At 41.9% G+C, this 21,366-nt stretch carries 15 protein-coding genes; all 15 read right to left on the bottom strand.

What is annotated here, in order from left to right:
- Positions 1 to 782: 782 nt before the first annotated feature.
- Positions 783 to 2,054 carry a DegT/DnrJ/EryC1/StrS family aminotransferase gene (locus tag E7303_RS12620; RefSeq protein ID WP_292145689.1) on the bottom strand — a complete coding sequence of 424 codons (1,272 nt, stop codon included), beginning with the start codon at positions 2,052 to 2,054 and terminating at the stop codon, positions 783 to 785.
- 23 nt (positions 2,055 to 2,077) lie between these two features.
- On the bottom strand, positions 2,078 to 4,015 hold the full coding sequence (locus E7303_RS12625) for a polysaccharide biosynthesis protein (RefSeq protein ID WP_292145690.1): 1,938 nt from the start codon (positions 4,013 to 4,015) through the stop codon (positions 2,078 to 2,080).
- Positions 4,016 to 4,017: 2 nt separating this feature from the next.
- Positions 4,018 to 6,642, bottom strand: coding sequence for an O-antigen ligase family protein (locus tag E7303_RS12630; protein ID WP_292145691.1), 2,625 nt, complete (start codon positions 6,640 to 6,642; stop codon positions 4,018 to 4,020).
- Between the two features lie 243 nt (positions 6,643 to 6,885).
- Positions 6,886 to 8,544 carry a DUF6020 family protein gene (locus E7303_RS12635; protein WP_292145692.1) on the bottom strand — a complete coding sequence of 553 codons (1,659 nt, stop codon included), beginning with the start codon at positions 8,542 to 8,544 and terminating at the stop codon, positions 6,886 to 6,888.
- A 47-nt stretch (positions 8,545 to 8,591) separates the two neighbouring features.
- Positions 8,592 to 9,533 carry a glycosyltransferase family 2 protein gene (locus tag E7303_RS12640; protein ID WP_292145693.1) on the bottom strand — a complete coding sequence of 314 codons (942 nt, stop codon included), beginning with the start codon at positions 9,531 to 9,533 and terminating at the stop codon, positions 8,592 to 8,594.
- Positions 9,530 to 10,045: a GNAT family N-acetyltransferase gene (locus E7303_RS12645; RefSeq protein WP_292145695.1), complete on the bottom strand. Its 516-nt coding sequence runs from the start codon at positions 10,043 to 10,045 to the stop codon at positions 9,530 to 9,532. The genes E7303_RS12640 and E7303_RS12645 overlap by 4 nt, the downstream gene beginning before the upstream one ends.
- A 79-nt stretch (positions 10,046 to 10,124) precedes the next feature.
- On the bottom strand, positions 10,125 to 11,888 hold the full coding sequence (locus E7303_RS12650) for a hypothetical protein (RefSeq protein ID WP_292145698.1): 1,764 nt from the start codon (positions 11,886 to 11,888) through the stop codon (positions 10,125 to 10,127).
- 15 nt (positions 11,889 to 11,903) lie between these two features.
- On the bottom strand, positions 11,904 to 13,040 hold the full coding sequence (rffA, locus tag E7303_RS12655; protein ID WP_292145699.1) for a dTDP-4-amino-4,6-dideoxygalactose transaminase: 1,137 nt from the start codon (positions 13,038 to 13,040) through the stop codon (positions 11,904 to 11,906).
- A 26-nt stretch (positions 13,041 to 13,066) separates the two neighbouring features.
- A complete protein-coding gene (locus E7303_RS12660) occupies positions 13,067 to 13,522 on the bottom strand; it encodes a GtrA family protein (protein WP_292145700.1) in 456 nt (151 codons plus the stop codon).
- A 13-nt stretch (positions 13,523 to 13,535) separates the two neighbouring features.
- Positions 13,536 to 15,281 carry a hypothetical protein gene (locus E7303_RS12665; RefSeq protein ID WP_292145701.1) on the bottom strand — a complete coding sequence of 582 codons (1,746 nt, stop codon included), beginning with the start codon at positions 15,279 to 15,281 and terminating at the stop codon, positions 13,536 to 13,538.
- Positions 15,275 to 16,387: an acyltransferase gene (locus tag E7303_RS12670; protein ID WP_292145702.1), complete on the bottom strand. Its 1,113-nt coding sequence runs from the start codon at positions 16,385 to 16,387 to the stop codon at positions 15,275 to 15,277. The genes E7303_RS12665 and E7303_RS12670 overlap by 7 nt, the downstream gene beginning before the upstream one ends.
- Complete coding sequence (locus E7303_RS12675) at positions 16,384 to 18,132, bottom strand: ABC transporter ATP-binding protein (protein WP_103869582.1); 1,749 nt, start codon at positions 18,130 to 18,132, stop codon at positions 16,384 to 16,386. Before E7303_RS12675 ends, E7303_RS12670 begins: the two co-directional genes overlap by 4 nt.
- 20 nt (positions 18,133 to 18,152) lie before the next feature.
- A complete protein-coding gene (locus E7303_RS12680) occupies positions 18,153 to 19,223 on the bottom strand; it encodes a glycosyltransferase family 52 (protein ID WP_292145703.1) in 1,071 nt (356 codons plus the stop codon).
- A 1-nt stretch (position 19,224) separates the two neighbouring features.
- Entirely contained in the window at positions 19,225 to 20,283 is a 1,059-nt protein-coding gene (locus E7303_RS12685; RefSeq protein ID WP_292145704.1) for a glycosyltransferase family 2 protein, read from the bottom strand.
- Complete coding sequence (pseG, locus tag E7303_RS12690; protein ID WP_292145705.1) at positions 20,280 to 21,365, bottom strand: UDP-2,4-diacetamido-2,4,6-trideoxy-beta-L-altropyranose hydrolase; 1,086 nt, start codon at positions 21,363 to 21,365, stop codon at positions 20,280 to 20,282. Before pseG ends, E7303_RS12685 begins: the two co-directional genes overlap by 4 nt.
- Between the last annotated feature and the right edge of the window lies 1 nt (position 21,366).

Genomic DNA, 21,366 nt, shown 5'->3' on the forward strand with positions numbered 1-21,366 from the left:
CATTTTAAATCAGGATAGAGCATTCATGGCTCTTTTATATTAATTTTTCAATTTACACCATTATATGGACATAATGTGGCTGTGGACGGATAATTACCGTATATGCCCAGTCATCTGCGATAAAAGCTATGACGAGGGGTGGCTGCAAGCCTGAAATCAGGCTATATACCCAAAACCTGTTTGATTGCAGGTGGCTGAGCTATTAAAAACAAGCTATATGCCCAAAGGTAACGCTTTCGGGCTCCCTAAACTGCTACTTGTATAGTGTACACATATAAACTCCCTTTAGCCCTGCTTTCACATGCGGCATGCGAAAGCTGCGAGCCCATGTTCCCTAGAAACTAGCCGCTTCTGCTGCCACTGAATTCAGAGTCCGAGGCGCCTTCATCCCCTACTGTTCTCGGAGTCAGAGCCCGAGGCCCTGGTATCTAGCCACACCGAAGGTGCTTGCCGTTGACGGGTTCTGAGGGGAACGCTACAATGCTGAATCCGACGGTGCGCGAATCTAATTACTGTTCCCATCATCCTCACCGTCGGCTCTAAGGCCAGGGCGTTTCCCTCAGGTTCAGTCAATGGTGGCGTACAGAGCCATAATCTAAGCTTTTCTTATAATAAAAGTATCGTTTCCAACACATATATTTATCATCATGTGGTTTGCTCTATAAATTATGAACTAATAACCAAAGAATGCTTACGCCACCGGCGTAAGCATTCGTAACAAAGATCAATTCAATTTATCAAACTCTCGCTGTAACACAAGAGTAAGTTTTTCCACGGTCACTTTATTTGAAACACCTCTTAACAACTTCGATGATCACATCCTGCTGCTCAGGGGTCATCTTGTTATCACTTGGAAGGCAAAGGCCTCTCTCAAAAATGTCACTTCCAACATCCTCAAAGCCGGTCTCTTTGATGTATGCGTTACTTCTTGCTCTTCCGTTTCCTGCCTGTGTAACGAAGCCGTTCATGCGGTAGATTGGCTGCATGTGCATAGGCTTCCAGATTGGACGACCCTCAGCATTTATAGCTGCGATTGCTTCCAGAATTTCTGTAGGACAGCTCTTTCCGGGTTCTGAAATATAGAGAACATCTTTTTCTCCACGAACCTGTTTGCACATTGCATCTTCATTTATAAGGAGACATGAAAGCCAGAAATTAGGCTCACTGTTCTCAGCATCATATGGGTTCATGGTTACAGGAAGGTCTTTGAAGCCCTCTTTGTATCTCTCATAGATTGCTTTCTTCTGAGCGATGTGCTCCTCAAGGTATGGCATCTGGCCTCTTACTACGCCTGCGATAACGTTACTCATGCGGTAGTTAAAGCCAAGCTCCTCATGCTGATACCAGGCCGCATCTTCTCTTGACTGAGTTGACCACTTGCGGACCTTGTGAGCATCATCTACATTATTTGTCAGGAACATTCCGCCTGATGAACCTGTGATTATCTTATTACCGTTAAAAGAAATAACGCTGTAATCGCCAAAAAGTCCTGTCTGCTGTCCCTTATAGGTTGCACCAAAAGACTCTGCGGCATCCTCAACTATAAGAGCTCCGTGTGCATCGCAGACTTTTCTGATCTCATCTACTTTGCCGGGAGTTCCGTAAAGATGGGCAATTACTACAAGTTTTACCTCGGGATAGATTTCAAAAGCTTTCGCAAGAGCAACCGGGTCCATGTTCCAGGTATCTCTTTCGGTGTCGATATATACTGCTTCGCCGCCCTCATAAGCAACAGGATTTACTGTTGCATCGAATGTCATATCTGAACAAAAGACTTTTCTGCCCTCGAGGCTTCCGTGTCCAACTTTTGGCTGTCCGTAAAGTCTTTCACCTGCAAGTTTTATAGCAAGGTGAAGGGCTGCTGTTCCGCAGGAAAGAGCTACAGCATCCTTGCAGCCGATCTTTTCTGCTACAAGTCTCTCAGTCTCATTGATATTGGCTCCGACAGTTGACATCCAGTTGGTCTCATAGGCTTCCTGCATGTACTTAAGCTCATCTCCGTGCATTGTAGGAGATGAAAGATAAATTTTTTTCTCAAATCTTTTTATTTCCATGATATCTAACCTCAGCAAGTGCTCTACTCTTCGTTTATTTTTTCTGCTGCCTTTTTAAGAGCTTCCATATGCTCTGCTGTCTTGTCATCTTCGTTGTCTGTTGGATGATAGGTTGTTACTATCTCGCGGACAAGTGACTTAATGTCCGGTGACTCAGCTCTTGCAGCCTTATGAAGTCTCTCAAGCTCTGCAAAGAACTTCATCTCGTCCAGCTCGATTGGCTTTCCTATATGGATCATCTTATTTGCTGTATCCTGAAGGCCTTCCTCGTCCATAAGCATCTCTTCATAGAGTTTTTCTCCGGGACGAAGTCCTGTAAATTCAATCTTTATATCCTCGCCAACCTTAAATCCTGAAAGCTTTATAAGGTTCTCAGCAAGATCAAGGATCCTTACAGGCTCACCCATATCAAGAACGAATATCTCTCCGCCCTTTGCAAAGGCTCCTGCCTGAAGCACAAGAGACACTGCCTCGGATATAGTCATGAAGTATCTGATAATGTTAGGGTCTGTTACTGTAACAGGGCCCCCTGCCATGATCTGCTTTTTAAAGAGCGGGATAACAGAGCCGTTTGAACCAAGTACGTTACCGAATCTAACTGCAACAAATTCTGTGTCATAGTGCTTATTAAAGGTCTGTACGATCATCTCGCAGATTCTTTTGCTGGCTCCCATGACGTTTGTGGGGTTAACAGCCTTATCGGTTGAGATAAGGACGAACTTCTTGGTGCCGTTCATTGCTGCTGCCATGGCTGTCTTCCAGGTACCAAATACGTTATTCTTGATAGCCTCTCCCGGGCTGTCCTCCATAAGAGGAACATGCTTGTGAGCTGCTGCGTGATATACGATATCAGGCTTGTACTGCTCAAAAATAGTGTTTATTCTAAGTGTATTTCTAACTGAAGCAATAAGAACAACAAGATCAAGGTCAGGGCACTTTGTCTTAAGCTCCTGCTGAATGTCGTAGGCGTTGTTCTCATAAATATCAACAATGATAAGTCTCTTTGGTGAGTGCTGGGCGATCTGTCTGCAAAGCTCTGAACCAATGGATCCGCCACCACCTGTGACCATGACAGTCTTGCCGCTTACGTAGCCTGCAATAGAATCAAGGTCAACTGCGATCGGGTCTCTTCCAAGAAGGTCCTCAACTTCTACGTCACGAAGTCTTGATACATTTACTTCACCGTTAACTAGCTGATACATTCCGGGAAGCGAACGGAGCTTACAGTCTGTGTTCTTACAGATATCAAGTATTTTCCTAAGCTCCTGCCTTGAGATTGATGGCATTGCCACGATGATCTCATCGATGTCGTAGAGGTCAGCGCACTCAACGATTCTCTCTCTTCCGCCTACAACTCTGATTCCCTGAATATATTTGCCCCACTTCTCTGTGTCATCATCGATGATGCACTTGATGGACATTGTGGAGTAATTGCTGGTAATAATCTCTTTTATGATGATATTGGCAGCTTCTCCTGCGCCGATGATCATAACGGCCTTGGAGTTGTGCTTATTCTCAGCTCTGTGTTTTTGTCCTCTTAAGAATCTGTAGGAGAATCTGCTGATAAAGATAAGTGTTATGAGCAAAAACGTATACAGAAAATAGTAGCTCTGAGGAACAGGCTGATCTTCTGATTTAAAGAACTGAAGGCCGATGGCATTGATGACACCTGAAAGTACGCAGCCCATTACGAGATTCTGCATCTCTCTTTCGCCAGCATAGGCCCACAAGCTGTCATAGAGCTTAAAGAAATAGAACACAGCCAAAGTTATCAATATATTAAGTGGCAAAAAGGTAGTTACGGGATCAAGGAAGTGATCAGGTATAGTACCGATCCTGAACTCATATCTTATTAGGATTGCCACGTAACTTGCCACGATAACGCTTATGATATCGTAGATAATAAGGCCTGTTCTTCTATATAGTTTTTGATAGTTAAAGGGTTCTTTTTCTTTGCGCATTTTTATTTTGCCTTTTTCTGAAATAATAATGGAGCAATTGCGAACATAAGAGCAAGTGTCATAGGATTGCTGAACATAAATACCCACTCACTTATTCCTGCCACGGCAAAGCCCAAGACAACAGCAAAGGGCATAAGGGCGAGAGGCTCTTTTTTCTCTCTCTTGTAATATGCCGCTCCGCATACAATTCCACCAATTATGAACAGTATAAATAAAGCTCCGACAATAACTCCGTGGTCGTATGCCACCTGAATGTAAGTATTGTGGGCATGTACTGCTATTTCACCATTTGGAAGCTCTGCTCCCATCTCATCATGTCCTGTAAGATTCAGCTCTTTTAAATAGGACCTGAATATAGTGATTCGGCCGTTTGAAAGGACATCAATGATGTTGGAAGAGTCAACGTATTCATTGACCTCTTCTGTAAGCATCAGGATTCCAAGTTCCGCCCTTGTGATGGCAGCGCTGGCCAAAAGCTGGCCAGGATCATAGTCTGTTACAAAGCCGTACTTCTGCTCCTGCTCATCGCTTCCCTCATAATCATTACCATAGTAATCAAGATAAGGGTCACCGGTTACGGGATCGTAGTTGTACAGATCCACCGGATAATTATAGTCGCCAACAGATATTCCAAGAATCTTACCTGCAAAAAGACCTGCAAATCTCTCCACGCACATAAAGTTAGGGCTATCCCACGCTGCGCCGCCTCTTATGAACTCGTCAGTGTCGTCAATTGCATACACAACAGGTCTTGCCACCATGGCCGGGATTATCCTCTGAAGGGTAAATGCCCCCGGGAAGCACACTATCACTGACACTATCATAACAAGGAGCATTCTAAAGAACTGCTTTTTATATCTTGCCGCAGTTACAATGAGCACAAGTAAGATGCAAACGCCCATGGCAAGGTAAGCTGTCCTTGATACAGTAAATATCGCGTAGGATGCTATCCATCCAAAGAGCACAATTTCTTTCCAGGCTGTCTTTATGACCTGCTTTATTCCGATGTGGTTTGGAAGGGCTACTATCTTTGCTGTCAAAAGAACTGCTGCCACAGCCCCCATGAATGTGAAATACTCAGCAGTCACAGTAACTGTATGGAAAAGAAATCCAAATCTTCCGCTTACGTATCCTGCAAAATAGCGGTGAAGCAGGCTAAACACAAGTGAAATAGCAAAGTTCATCATAAGTCCGCCGGATACGATCTTTATAAAGTCTTCTCTGTTTTTCCAAACTGACAATCTGATATACAGACAGGTAAAAGTAACTGCAAGAGCCACTCCCCACCATCTGGTATTTCTCATGATAACAATTGATGCAAGGAAAACAAGCACCAAAAATCCATAGGGTGAAAGCCTGTATTCTGAGCTCTTTTTCTGAATGTCTTTTGACAAAACATCCATAACAAAGCCCACAAGGAGTCTTATAAGGTTAAGTACAAGAAGTCCTCCGAGGATTACAATGATAATGCCGTACTTGAGGATCATATTGTGGAGGTCATACTCTTTTTCCGTGTCTGCAAGAACATTTGCATTGTAGTAATGAACTCCGTAAATAACTGAGCCAATAAGCCAAAGGATATTGACGATGTTAACAAGCTCTTTGTAGCTGAGGGTAAGGATCATAAAGATCAAAAGCCAGATGAGCATCCTTCTCTCAGAAAGAGTGTGGTAAATATCGTAAAGGTCATTCATGTAATCGCAGGCATACCAGATGGACATTGCCATTGAGAACATCATGAGGATGTATCTGACCTTGTTTCCGGAATCAATTCCTTCCCAAAATGAAATACCAACCTCATGCCTTACAGTCTTGTGGTTAACTGCATAGAAGGCGATCCCTGCACTGATCATGAGACCAATCTCGTAAAAGACAATATCCAGAACTCTCATGTCAAATATTCTAAGGGGGAACACCATTATCATGAGGCTTCCAAAGAAGAGTGCAATGATGGGATTAGCAACTACTTTTAGTGCCTGCCTTACAGTAACTAAGGTATTCCTGTCAGGTCTTTTCCTGAAATATAATCCTATGGCTGCCCACAGAATAAGGGCCACAGCAAGGATCCCTGCAATAAGCTCAAGTGAAAGAGTCTTGGAAATCGGAAGTCTGTAGTTGTAAATTGCCGCAAGGTGACGGGCAGGAACATCCACTCCATCCCTGAACACTCCGCCAACATAGGCAGAATCGGACTCAACACTCTCGTAGGCCACGCTGTATTTAGATCTGCAGCCATCAAGGTACAGGTAATAAACCTCGCCCACCTCTACATCGTATTCGATAGGAATAGTCACATAACCCGGAATCTGGAACTTGTTGGTATCAACATAAGCGTAAAAGAGCTCTCCATAGTACTTATCCATGAGAGTTGCGCTTATGTATCTTCCTTTTTCCACGTCTGTAACATAGATCTGGATGGAGCTGAGCCTGTCGTACTGAGTGACAAACTGCTGGGAGAGGTGATACTCGGTGTTTACGAATTCGCTCTCATTAAGAAGCTGACCTCCAGCTGTGAAGCTGTCTACCTTTGTCCAGATTCTGAATGGGAATATACTAAGCACTGCCAAAAGAGCCAGCAATAATACCACGGCTCTGCATGCTGTTTTTTTATCTATAACTTTTCTCATATTTATTAAGCCTTTTCTCAAAAATGGTACAAAACACCATCGTTTAATAATACCATATAGGCCCTGGCTTATCAAATTTATGGCTACGCGGACGTGTGACAACGTGTATGTGCATTTTTGCTGACGTTCCCACTTCGTGAAAAACGTAGCGGTACTAAGTCGTCACAAAACGCCGACTAAGTACCGACGTTTTTCAAGACAGCAAAACTACACATACACTCTTGTTACACTGGTCACGGAAGTTCATATATGTGTACTTCCAGTGCCTAACAATAACGGTAGTGCAAACCATAGGATTACAACGTAGCGTACAAGATATGTTGGTCCGAGGATTACCGTAAGCCAAACAAGCAATATAGGCAGGAAAGGCAGTATGTTCTTGTAATCCCTTTTATACAGTCTGTATGCAAGCACATACAAATAAATGATTATCAACAGCCCTGGTGAGAATAAAAGCGCTGGAACCTTGTGGTCTGTGTGAAATGATCCGATGGATATGTATCTGTAAAACTTATCAATGAGCGGTATGAAGCTGTGGCGCTCTCCGGGAAGTTCTACCTCATAGCCAAAGTATGAGCTTTCATCGTAGGTAAAGGTATAAACTGTGGTTCCTTTGTAGACGTTTATATTAGCCGGAGGATACCAGTATCCGTAGGATGTGAGAAGCCAGGCATTTACGTAGGTCATAGGGTGGGCCTTAAAGAGCTTGAAGTAAAGCTTCCAGAAATCCGCCTTATTCTGCTCGTAAAGTTCATTATTAAAGCCAACCTTCACAAGGTCAGAAACTCTTGGGGTGTATTTTACAAGATTCTCTTCAGGAACATAGGACTCAAGAGTTGTAATATCCTCTTTAGTCATGGAGTCTTTGTCATAGGTGTAGACCCTTGCCATCTGCATGATAGGCACTGTGAGCATTTCCTGATGATGAGGAGTAGCTGTTGTTAGAGCTGCTGAAAGCGCAGTACTTATAAGGAGGTACAAGATAACAGGTGTTACAGTTACCGTAACTAGTACCTTTGAAAGCTTTTTTCTGAAATAGATAAGGAAAAACGGTATAAATACAAGATAGGCGTAAAAGCCGTTATGTCTAAAGCAGGGCATCAAAACAGCTGCAGCTATAAAGGCCGCGCATTTACTTTTATTATTGAGAAACGCCTCAGGATTCTCTAAGAGCTGCACCAAAAGAGCTGTCATAAGAAGGAGCATAGCTGAAAAGAGCCCATCCTTACTTGAGCATAATGTATACATGACAATTGTAGGGAAAACTCCATAATAGACTATCCACAAAATGCGACTTCTCTTCCCCATGCCTCTTTTTTGCATATAGGTGACGACATAGGCCAGAGTGCAGGTGATTACAAGCATCTGCAAAAAGATATATGCAAATATGCCAAGGTTCCAGGAACCTGTGATCTTGTGGAAAAGAGCTATTGTGCCCCCAAGGAGCAGTACGTGAAGAAGAGGGTGATGAGTCGTGAAGGTCCTTGTAAGGACTTCATTAAGCTCTTCCTGGGCATCGTAGACAAAAAAGCCGGGGAATTCTGCAAGAAGGACCACAAGTCCAAGGGCTGCTAAAATGCCCCAGGTACACAGGTGTTCCCTTGATAAAAATATCTTTTTATCTGAGGTATCAAGTGGTGATGCGCTCTTTAAAGGAAAGAGGCCAAAAAGTTTCTGACCGCTGTGGGCCTGCTCGTAGTTACGCCATACGTATCTGGTGTCAATTGCAATGACCAGCATAAGGCAGGCCATGGTAAGCATGGCATTTCTGTCAGAAAGATTCACCTTATCAAGTGTTTCCAGCTGATAACCTATTACCAGGAAAAAACCTGTCAATATGCCAAATAAGCCTGACATAAGCCAGGCTCTGTAATTGATCTTATTTTTATTATCATTCCCCATTCTTTTTTCCAAGTACACTTTAATGCCCCCAAAAACTGATCTTTTCATTACTGTTTATGGGAAGTTGTCTCTCTTATGACATACTGAGGATTTTTATTCTGAGAGATGTAAACCCTTCCCAGGTACTCTCCTATCATACCAAGCATGAGCATAACCATTCCGCCAATGAACATGATAGCGCTCATAAGTGCAGAAAATCCAACCGGAACGTTAGGATTTACGAATTTCTTTATAACTGTATAAATAGCATACAAAAATCCAAAGCATGCAAGTATAGTTCCAGACATCGTAGCAATACGCAAAGGTTTGATACTAAATGCTGTAAAGCCGTTTATCCACAATCCAAGAAGCTTTGCGAATGTGTATCCACTGGTTCCGACTTCTCTTTTTCTGTGATTGACATCGACGTTTACAACGTGCTTGGTAGTCCTGAGCACAAGGCCGATAACGTAAGGGTATGAGCTTTCATACTTGACCATCTCATCCACAACGAATCTTCTGACACCAAAATAGCTTGATACAAAAAGATCTTTTGGCTTACCAAGCATCACGCTTGCCATCCACTCATTCATGGCAGTTCCAAAGTTTCTGAAAAGATTGTGCTGCTTGTGGCCGTATCTTGCATAGACTGCATCTGCGTCCCCTTCAAGGGCCGCAAGGAGTTTGCCCACTTCGTTGGCAGGAGTCTGTCCGTCATCATCAAGGCATACGACAAAATCGCCCTTTGTATGCCTAAGGCCCGCCATCAGGGCTGCGTGCTGGCCAAAGTTCTTGGCAAAGGTTATTCCAAACACTCTTTCATCAGTTCTTTTGCCTGCTATTTCCTGGATCTTACCCAAGGTATTGTCAGGAGAACCGTCATTAACAAGGATGATCTCATAGTCATAATCCATCCCTGCCATAGTCTCGTCTATTTCATTTATAACTGATTCCAGAGTCTGCTCTGATCTGTAGCATGGAATCACAAAACTAACCAATTTTTTGCTCATATTCTCTGCTCCATAAGTATCATATCACTTTTCTCTCCATCGCTGCATTCAACCAGCGGGAGGTCTTTTATCTTAACAAAACCTGCGTGCTCATAGCTTTTTATCGCAGCTTCGTTGTAGGTAAATACCCTGAGGATAAGCTTTGTAAGGCCAAGCTCTTTTCTTGCATACTCTGTTGCAAGAACTGCTGTCTCATTGCCATAACCCTTTCCTATAGCATCATCCTCACCAATAAATATACCATACTCTGCGCTGTGGGCGGTATTATCAATATCCCTGAAGTACACACTTCCTACAGGCCTGTTGTCATTGTTCTTCTCACAAATGATAAGCTGAACCACTTCCCCGGTCTCAACCTTTGTCTTTATCCAGTTCTCGTGGATCTCATTTGTAAACTTTTCCCGATAAACAAAATTGTCTCTGACTCTTTGGTTGTTACGCCACTTGACGATAAGGTCAGTATCTTCCCTTGTCATAAGGCGAAGAGCCACTTTTTCCCCAGCAACTAACATAAATCCTCCACATAAGTATTTATAAGTTTTCAGGTTACTATATCAAGTATCAAATATATCTACCGCTTAATAACTATCATCAATCATTCAGACTAACCTTATAGATTCCAAAGGCGTCAGCCACTATGTCCACTTTTGTAATCTGAATATCATACCCCTTTTCAGTGTAGTAGTCGGTGAGCCACTCTATATCCTCAGACTTATTCTGAACCACATACACATTATCAAGAAGTATCGCATCCTGCATGGAATCAAAGCCAAAGGCCTTAAATTTCTTTTCTGTGAGAGGGCTCTTTGACGCCCATCCTCCCATGAGATCATGGTTGGCGTAGGAATTATCAACATTCTTGAACATTTTTTCTGAAAAGAATGTCTCGCCCTCTGCCATGTCTTCGCCGCAGGAAACGCTTGTGTAAACATCTATAAAGTAAAAGTTATCTTTATTGTCTGCAAAATAGTCATAGAGCGCGTCGTAGTGCTGGCGCATCTTTTCCCTGGATGCCATCTCGGATTTCAAGACAAAAACCTGATTAGGGATGGATACAAGAGAAACTATCATAAGAGCTGCCAAAGTTCCCAAGGCTATCTTAAGGCTCTTTTCTGCCCTTAAATACAGCATTCCCAAAAGAACTACAATTTCCATAAGGTAAAGGGGATGGGTTATCCTTATTGGGTCCCTGCCTCTAACGATAATATAGAGCCAGAGCGTGGTTCTGCAGGCAAATAAAAGGGCCATCAAGGCTACTGCAAGTAGCGCTGATTTCTTTTCTCTCTCCTTTTTAGGGAAAAGATACATTAGGAGAACTCCCACATACAAAATGAACGCAACTACGTTCCAGGGAAAATCTGTCATAGGATATTCAAAGCTCTTTTGACAGGAAACCTGCCTTAATCTGTACAGGTACTTACCTGCTGCCTGACGCAGCTGGGCAGGAAGCGGAATTTCGTCGGTCTTAAGCTTATCTGCGTATTCGGCCACAGCCCAAAGCGTATCCGCATTTATCTCATCATCAAGTCCAAAATTGTAGTTCACAAGGAGGTGCTGTTCGCTCTCGGAAAGGCCGATGCTCTCATAGAACTCCTTATTCTCCGCATAATCAGGGATGTACTGGAAGTCATAGAGCTCTGTCCTTGCATTGAAAAGATCTGTAAAGTCCTTCCAGTCAGTGGATGAATAGGCCACTTTGTGGATAACCTGGCTTGCAACAATGATAAGGGCAATGGAAATAAGGAGCTTTAAGTAATTCATGAACTCTTTTCCTGTAAGTGCCCATTTTATCAGTATTCCAACCATTACAACCGGAAGTGTCAAAAGAAGCATCTCAGAGCGAAGAAGATATGCTATGGCTATGAGGACTGCTGCCAGATAAAGATTTTTGTCTTTTTCCCTGTGGGTAAAAATTAAAATAACAGCCGTTGCCGATAAAAATCCACAGGTGAAGGTGTACTGCACAAATAAGAAATGTGCTCCGACAACTCCAAGCATCAAAAATATGCTCGAAGCAAGTGACATAAGCCAAAGCTTATTATCCTTAGATATCTCCAGGATCTTGTAGGTGATGATAAATACGCAGAGAGCCTGAAGTAAACATAAAAAGATGCCGTACCAGTCAAGAGCCCCTGAAATTCTGTAAAGTACAGAGATCAGGGCGCTTATTGGATACAGCATCTGTATATTGTGTCCCTCCGGAACGCCTGTGTAGGCGCCGGAGAGAATATCCTTCATAAGGACGTCATCATTTAAGTCAAAAAAGTAGTCTCCACCAATAGCATTAAAGAGCATAACAAGGAAAGCAACTGCTGCACTCCCTTTTATATTTAAGCTTTTTGATGTGTTCCCCATAATCTGACTCCAAATTTAAGTAAATCTATAATACTCCTTTACCCTCATAACAACTTCATCAAGGTCCTCTTCCTTAAGATTGTAGTACAGAGGAAGGCGAAGGAGTCTCTCGCTCTCTTTGGTAGTGTATTTATCCTCTCCCCTGAACTCACTAAAGCGAAGTCCTGCCTTGGAAGAGTGGAGCGGAATATAGTGAGAAGCAGGAAGAATATCATTGGATTTAAGGTAATCGATAAGTCCCTGTCTCTCCTCAAAGTCTTTACACTTGATATAGAACATGTGAGCATTGTGAACGCACTCAGCAGGCACATAAGGAAGCTCGATAAGTCCCTTTTCAGCCATATCTCTGAAAGCGTCATAATATCTGTTCCATGACTTAAGTCTGTTATTATTTATCTCTTCTGCAAGCTGAAGCTGAGCATATAGATATGCCGCATTCATATCACTTGGAAGATATGAGGATCCAATCTCGATCCAGCTGTATTTATCAACCTTTCCAAGCTTGTAAAGTGTACGGTTAGTACCCTTTTCTCTGATGATGATGGCATCGTCAACATAGGTCTCATCTCTTAAAAGAAGTGCACCGCCTTCACCCATGCTGTAGTTTTTGGTCTCATGGAAGCTGTAGTTACCAAAATCACCGATAGCTCCAAGAGCCTTGCCCTTGTATGTAGACATTACGCCCTGAGCTGCATCCTCAATAACAAGGAGGTTGTGGCGCTTTGCTATATCCATGATAGTGTCCATCTCACAGCCAACACCTGCATAGTGTACAGGTACGATTGCTCTTGTTTTCTCTGTGATGGCAGCCTCGATCTTGGTCTCATCGATATTCATGGTATCAGGTCTGATGTCCACAAATATGATCTTAGCTCCACGAAGTGCAAAAGCATTGGCAGTGGAAACGAAAGTAAATGAAGGCATGATAACTTCATCACCCTCTTTTATTCCCGCAAGAATTGCGGCCATCTCTGTTGCATGTGTGCAGGAGGTTGTAAGAAGTGCCTTTGTTACGCCTGTCTTTTTCTCTATCCATTCATTATCAAGAGCTGTGTATTTGCCATCTCCGCATATCTTCTGAGCTTCTACACACTCTTTTATATAATCGAACTCTTTTCCGGTAAATGGTGGAACATTAAAATTAATTCTCATAACTTTAGCCTCTCTTCGCAAGTAAGTTATTTCTTTTCAAGGAAAATCTTTCTTGATATGAAATTATAAACCATTACTACGCCGGTTGCACCAAATTTAAAGAATACGTCCTTGGCAAAGCCTGCGCTCATGAAGCTCTGAAGCCATGGCCAGTTGAGATAGATCACATCAAATCCGATGAAAAGACATATCTCGTTGATTCCAAGACCGATGATACTAAGAACAAGGAAGATAACGAACTCTTTCTTCCTGCTCATATCCTCTTTTCTCTCAAATACGAATTTAAAGCTGAGGATGTAGTTGGCTACAACTGAAACTGTAAAACCAAGAAGCGCTGAGATCAGGTAATACTGTGGAAATACGTTGTTAAAACCTGTAGATTCAAATACTACGTTAAAAATTCTGTAAATTACATAATCGATGATGAAGGCAATGACTCCAACAACGCCAAATTTAGCTATCTGTGCCAAAAGTTTATTCATAACATTACTCCTATTATCTGTTTTCGGCGAATACAATAAAACGATCGCCCTCGAAGATTTTATTATAATCGTGATTTACAATATAGTCCAATAAAATATCATATTTCATTCCTATGTTGGCGTACTCAGCCATGTCTTTTCCAATGATTATGGTAGGTGTAGGCTCATCGGAAACTGACAACTCCATAAGCTGACTGTCGAAATTATCAACGCTGTAGCTGTCCAGGTCAGGCCATGTGGTGTCAATTGCAGGATACAGGTCAAAAAGATATGAGATTCCTGGGATTCCACCGAATAAGATGACCTTGGTATCGCAGAGATCATTGGTTTTCAGGACTTCTGAAAGTTCCTCCAGAGTCTGAGCATTATAATCTGTTGTGACCATATGCTCTGCTTTTGCTATACTCACGTAAGAATCCCTTGGCGTTCCATCTGCGCCGTCCATAAATGAGTACCCCAGGTGGAAAAGAGCTCCCTGTATGAATAAAACTATGAGAACAAATGTAAACATAGCTTCCCAGGCAAAGTTAAAATGTCCTTCTCCTGCCCTTTGCATCATTCTTCTAAAGAGCCATAAAATAATAGGTGCTATCAAAAACAGGTTGTTAAGAATTGGGAATGTATAGTTGTTGCTGCCTATTGGAGTTACAAGGATGAGCAAAAGAGCTGTAAAGGCCAGTGTCTGCTCCTGTCTGCTTCCATTTAAGATTCCAAGGCTTCCGATAAGGGCTAAAATGATGCCAAATATGATGAACATCATGGCTGCCTGGAACATTGAATCGTAGTAGTAATAGTTTCTTGTGAAAACTCCGGTTGCAAAATAGTACTTTGTAAGAACTAAGAGGCCGCAGATAAAGAGTATCTTTTTTATCATCACGTATTTCTCAGGAATAAGTAAAAACATGATGATTCCTGCAGCTACGCATGGCACCATTATGGCCATGTTGGAAATTGAAGTCATATAAGCATCAAGAATAAGGCCTATCATTCCACCTGATGAGTAGTCAGATGCGCCCTCTGTCATGCCAAAAAGTCCCATGATACCTGAAACGTAAGCAGACGGGCCATATTTCGCAACTGTGAATATAAATGGCACTGCAAATCCTGCTACAAATCCAAGTATGCAAACACCGGTCTTTTTTAGGATCTCCTGAAGCTTGTCCTTTGTTATAAATCCGTAAAACCACAGAACAAGGATAAGCGCTGTTTCAACAATATTGGGGAACCTTACCATTACGTTAAGTCCAAGGCAGACTCCTGCCACAAAGAGGTAAAGGTTCTGCCTTTTCCAGGCAAAAATACCAAGCAAAAGAAAAACCGTTCCAAGAGTAAAAAAGAGATATGTAAGGTAGTTATAGAGGATAACTCTCGGGCTAAAGCAGATGCTCTCTGCTATAAACTCGCCGATAAAGATCATCCATCCCGGCATAAAGCCCTTTAGGAAATAGTAGGAAACAAGGGCAATAATGCTTGTTACAAAGCTGCAATAGATGCTAAAGCCAAGCATGGTTCCTGCCCCGGGAAGATGCATGATCGCAGCCCCGAATACATTACTTAAATATGTGGAAAAGAGCCACATAGGATTTAGGGTCTCTATAAATTCATAATTGGTAAGGGAATACATGGTGTCAGATATATCAAGCCCCTGATTGACACCGATCAAAGGGTATAATAGCAGAACCACCGGAAAGAAATATCTTTCCAGCGGTGATTGATACTTTTTTAAATTATAAAAATAGCTTCTGATATTTTTTAACATAAGTCCTGATCCAACTGTCTTATTTTGTTAAAGAGCCAAGTGTCATGCAAGACTCTGCCTACGTACTCAAATATCATCTTGCGGATCCAGTCAACAAATACGCCTGCCGCAAAAATGATCACGATTGAAGCTGCCAGATGAAGGGCATAGAGAGGTACGCTGTAAGTTGGAACCGGGCCGATAATATGCTCAATCCACTCTACCCATCTGTCTTTCATCTCAATATGCATATGAAGCAGATAAACACCAAAGGTAAATGGGGCAACAAATCTGATAACATCCGCAGCCTTATTTTCTTTTACCCTGTAATATCTAAAGAATGAGAACAGTCCAAGGGACCCTGTCAAAGTGAAAAAGAAATTAAGGTGGATAGGAACTTCTGCGTAATAGATAAAGCCGCCTGTCATCAGGTTGATATAGTAAAGAACAAAGCTCATGGCTGCGATTATCACGCCTGATGCAAGGAAAACTATCATGCTGTTTTTGGCATTGTAAAATACCTTTACATCGTACTTGCGGATATATGCAGCAATAAGGTAAAGAACTATGAACCATCCATAATCGTATCCAGCGTGGTCTGTGACAAACATTACAGGTACAAAGCTCTTTATGATGCAGAACCAGATCAAAAGTCCTATGATAACTGCCTTCATCTGCTTTCTTGAGAGGTTGTGGACACCTGCGTTAAGTACAGGTGCCAGAACATACATGATGATATAGGCTGTCACAAACCAGTAGTGCTCAGAAGATATAGGGAAAATATACTGAGCGATCTTGTAGATGTTATCAGCAGGGTGAACCACGTAGGTCCCTGCAATCATCATAGCCACTGAGATCAGTATAGTATAAAAATAAACCTGACAAATGAGCTGAATGATACGACTAACTTTGACCTTTGATCCTGAGAGGAAATAACCACTTATGAATACATAGGTGTTAAGTCCTGTGATGCAAAAGGCCTCTAAGATAGTGGCATATGCCTGAACTCCTGTTACATTCTCCCCAAGGTGAAGAAGGGTGTCGCAGTGGGCGTTATAGTGCAAAACCAATATCATAACCATTGCTATTATTCGCAAGAGTTCAAAGTTAGCATTTCTTTTTGTCATTTGATCACGGCCTTTCCGTCATTTATGCTGTAAACCATATCGCATTTTTCAATAGTCTGAAGTCTGTGGGCAATAATAACAAGAGTCTTTCTTCCATGGAGGCGGTTGATTGAATCCATGATTGCTGCCTCTGTCTCGTTATCAAGGGCAGAGGTAGCCTCATCAAGAACAAGTACCTCTGGATCCTCAAAAAGAGCTCTGGCAATACCGATCCTCTGTCTCTGTCCGCCTGAGAGTCTTATTCCCCTCTCACCGATCTTGGTGTCAAGTCCTTCAGGAAGGCTTCTAACGAATTCATCAAGGGATGCCTCTTTAAGGGCCTGCCATACCTTGTTGTCGTCGATCTCATCATCAGCATAGCCAAAAGCTACATTTTTCCTGATTGTAGAATCGATCATAAAGATTGTCTGCGGAATGTATCCAATATTTTTAAGCCACTGTGGATAGTGCTCCATTACATCAACGCCATCAGCATAGATGTGGCCACTAACAGGCTTTAAAAGTCCCAGCATAACATCGACGATAGTTGTCTTACCTGCGCCTGATGTTCCAACGATACCAACTGACTTTCCAACAGGGATCTCCATGTCAGCGTTGTCGAGGATGAGCTTGTCAGTTCCAGGGTACTTATAGGAAATCTTATCAAGGTTGATGCTCTTAAGAACAGGGAGCTTTTCAACTTCTTTCTTTTTCCTGTAGTCATCGCTGTTATATGAAATAGAGCCATCGTGGATCTCCATCTGGAGATTGTCACTTACATTCATAAGGAATGGCTCAAAATAAGCAATTGATGTAAGGTAGTTATTTATTCTGTTGGCACTTGGAAGGAGTCTTGCTGCAGCCGCTGCAAGGACTGTGAGCTGAGGAAGGAGCTGTGTAAGGCTTGTTCCCCTTGCCATAACAACAAGCATATATCCGACCATTCCGGCAATAGCAATTGTCTCGATCAAAAGCCTTGGTGTTGAGTTGTAAAGATTGTACTTCTGAACGGCGTTTACATAGCCTGCTCCGCAGTCTGCGTAACCGTTTATAAAGTAGTTCTCTTTATTGGCAATCTTGATCTCTTTTATACCTGTAACAGATTCATCGATCCACTTATAAAGTCCGCTGTAATAATCCTGATTCTCCTGTCCTGCCTTGGTCATAACAGGCTTGATAAAGTACTTGATAACAAGAAGGACCACCACAAGGAGAGCAGCGATTGTAATGGTCATCTCTGCATCCTGGCTGATAAGGATAGCCACAAGACAGATAAATACGATTATCTCGCTTATAAGCTGAAGGCTGCTGAGGATAAGGCCATACATGTTATTAACATCAGATGTTATGTTTCTCTGAATGACACTTGTGTCAGCATTTAAATAGTACTCGTAAGGTCTCTGCATGAAATTGATCATCATGCGCCTTGATGTGGCAAACTGATTGGTATATACAAATCTGAGCTGTACGACATTCATGAAGTACAGGAAAACATTCTTAACCACAAACACAAGAATGAGCATTACCATAATAAGGGCTGCCAGCTGTGTTGGAGATGTGAAATTAAACAGGTTATAAATAAATGAGAGTGCCTTGCTCTTCTGGATCTGCTCAGGGTCAACAACCACCTGCATAACAGGAGCTATAAGAGCTATTCCCATAGATTCAAGAACGCCGCCTATAAGCATCATTATAACTATGCCCACCATCTGCCTCTTTTGTCTGGCATCGAGGAGCTTCATAACCTTTTTGTAAATCTTACGCATAAAAATAAACCCTTCTGAATTTAGTCTGTAATAGCTTCATTCTGTCTGTGTATCTCGGGAGCTTCATATTTATCCATGAAGTCGTCGCCAAGATAGATCTTTTCATCCACAAATTGAATGGAATCAACAACCGTATACACAGAAACAAGTCTGTCAAATCTGACGTTCTCAATGAAGTTTAACATTTCCATTGGAAAAGAACCATCAAGAAGGCAAGCATCAGGAAATTCCTTTTTGTAATCCAAAAGATCTCTTGGATGTTGTTTTATAATAACGCTTGCTTTTTGACCATTTATTGTTCCGTAATCCCGAATAATATCCTTAAATATTTTAGCCCTGGTGTCAAGGTCACATAAAGGTTCTGATAAAACAAGGAGAGTTTTGCCTTTTCCTTCCACTTTTTCCTGAATTTCTTTTGGGTTATCCACAAAAAGCTCCAGCATAAGGTTCTTTTCTTGTTGAGTTAACCTGTCAGTTAAGGTCTTTCTTGGAAGTTCAACATATTTAGGACATGGGTATTTGAGCACGGATATATCGTTCACTTCCATATCGATGCAATATCTTCCATAGCCATTTTGAATGTGGATAAGTCCAAGGGATGCCATAAAGGCCTTAAACTTAAAGTGACCTCTGTTATCGTACCTTGCTGTGTCATAGTATCTTATGCAGTCAAGGCCATCCTCGAGGGCATGGTACTTTATCTTTTTATAATTCAGGTAATACCCTATAGGATCGGAATCACAGAAAACATAGATTTCCTTATAATCCTTAAAGTCCACAGGTACATACTGCTCCTGAAGCTGGCCAAATTTTCTGCAGAACTTTATTCTTTTGAGCATGTTTACTGCGATGTTTCCTGAGTTTTCCTTGAGAGGTTTTAGCTCAGGAAAAAAAGTATCAAGTTTTTCATCGTATTCGTAAACTTCGTCAAATATGGGGCTCTTTTTAGCTCTCTCCACCATTTTGCCGAAATTATTGGACATCTTGGATAGCACCAAAGTGGCCTTTCCACCGTCAGCAATCTGAAATTCCTTTAAACATGCCACATACACATGATAAAAGGTGTGGCATACGTATATTCTGTCTTTCATTTTAATTCTTTTTCCCGCTTCTTAATCCCCTGTAGAACCACAGTAGTCTGTAATACAAATAAAAAAACAACTGTGATTTCATCTGATAAGCTATGAGTTTTTTCTCCTCCGGATGAATCTTATCTACATAGTATGGGTTATTTTGAAAACCAGGAAATGTCTCCTTCATTTCTTTTGCCAGAGCCTTTGTAAAAGAGTAGCACCCTTTAAGGCGTGACTGTTTAGGCATGGCTGAGAACAAGGTATTCACATAAAATAACACTGTATACTGAAATTCTATCTCTAGTTTATAGTCCTCAAAATAGCCATTATCCCTGGCTTCCTGTATTATCTGCCTTCCGGCGCTCATTCTGTCTTCAAGATTCTTTTTGGAAATGCTGTGGACAGTTGATGCCTGATGCTGATAGTAAAAATATAGAGGCTCAGGTATGTACTCAAAATGTTTGGATCTGAGCATCCAAGTATTACTTACGGCGTTGTCCTCATAAAAAATGTTCTCAGGGAACACCTGAAGCTTGTCCTTGGTGCCCGGCTCATAATCTCCAACTATAAGGTTTCTTTTGTAAACCTTAACAACAAGGCTTCCAGTCTCAAGAAGAAGGTTTTTATAGCGTTTTTTATCCATAACGCCTGTTTGCGTATCATTGTTGTTATGGACGATCTTTCCAACCTTAAAGCTGTGTTCATCTGTGAGACAGTAGTCGCATCCAACCATGTCTGCCCCTGTTTCCTCGGCTCTTTTTATAAGTCTCTCGTAATAATCAGGAACAATCCAGTCATCCGCATCAATAAAGCCAAGCCACTCTCCCTTTGCCCTGGCAAGGCCGATGTTCTTGGCCCCTCCCTGATGAAGGTTAACAGGTGAATGAACAGCTATGAATCTGCCTGGATAATCTCTTTGAAACTGCTGCAATACCTCATAGGAATTGTCTGTAGAGCAGTCATCAACTGCTATGATCTCATAATCTGAAATTGTCTGATTCACCAGGCTTTTTAAGCAAAAGTCCAGTTTTCCGTCTCCAGCCATATTATAAACAGGCACTATAATACTAAGTTTCATAACAACTCCAAAATCTCCCGGGCAATTCTTTCTGCGCCTTTACCATCTATAAGATTTCTGGCTTTATCGCTCATTCTTTTCCTAAAGCCCTTATTATCAACAGAGGCAGTGCCCCAGGTAGCTATTTTCTGAACCAGCCTGTGATCAGTTCTGGCATCGCCTGCGTACCTTACTGCTCCGGCCTTGTCAAAGGCCTTTACAAATTCCATCTGATTGTCTGCCATGCTGAAAACTACAGTTGGAACTCCAATTGCGCAGAGCTCATAAAGCGTGGTTCCTCCCGCAGATATTGCAAGATCCGCCTGCTTCATAATATCAGCCATATCCGATACGCCTTCATAGAGCGTAACTGACGGATTTTCCGCAGCAAACTCTCTTAATTTCTTTTTATAATCCTCATCAAAAAGGTCTCCCACAATGACAAGGCATCCAAAATCGTTGTGAGCAAGCACTTTTCTGCAAGGGCTGTTCTCGGAATATATCTCTTCAAGAATTTTTCCGATCACGTGACAGGGGTCGGTCCCTCCTGATGAAAGAAAGGCTTTCCTTGCATGCTCTCTTACTTCGTAGTCGCATTTGGAGAACTGGCTTCTAAGTGGAGAATACTTAACTCCAAGGAGCTGCTTTCCCGCACTGTAAAATCCCTCAGGAATCTCAAGGTCATAATTTATTATCATATCAACCGGGTAATCAAACTTGTAGAGATCATCTATATATCCGGTTTTTGTGGATAACGAATGTTTTTTAATGATCTTGTTTAACTTATCAAAAAACTCTTTTTCAAGATAATAGGAGTCCATTAAAAAGAAATCCGGATTTTCAAAAACAAGCATATCCTCTAAAACCTTGAAATCCTCCATGGGATTAGAAAAGATAGTATTCAGGACTCTTGCCTCATAGCTCACTCCATCCTTTTGGGACAAAGAAGTCAAAATATCATGGCTTTCTTCGTCAGACAAAATAAAGAGAACGTCTGCGCCAAGGTCAGTAAGCTCTTTTGCTATAGTCATGCATCTTCTCATATGCCCAAGGGCGATTGTTTCATTTGCATTTGCTTTGATCCAGATCTTTTTGCTTCCCATT

Source organism: Butyrivibrio sp. (genome assembly GCF_015056685.1).
Classification (GTDB): Bacteria; Bacillota; Clostridia; order Lachnospirales; family Lachnospiraceae; genus Butyrivibrio.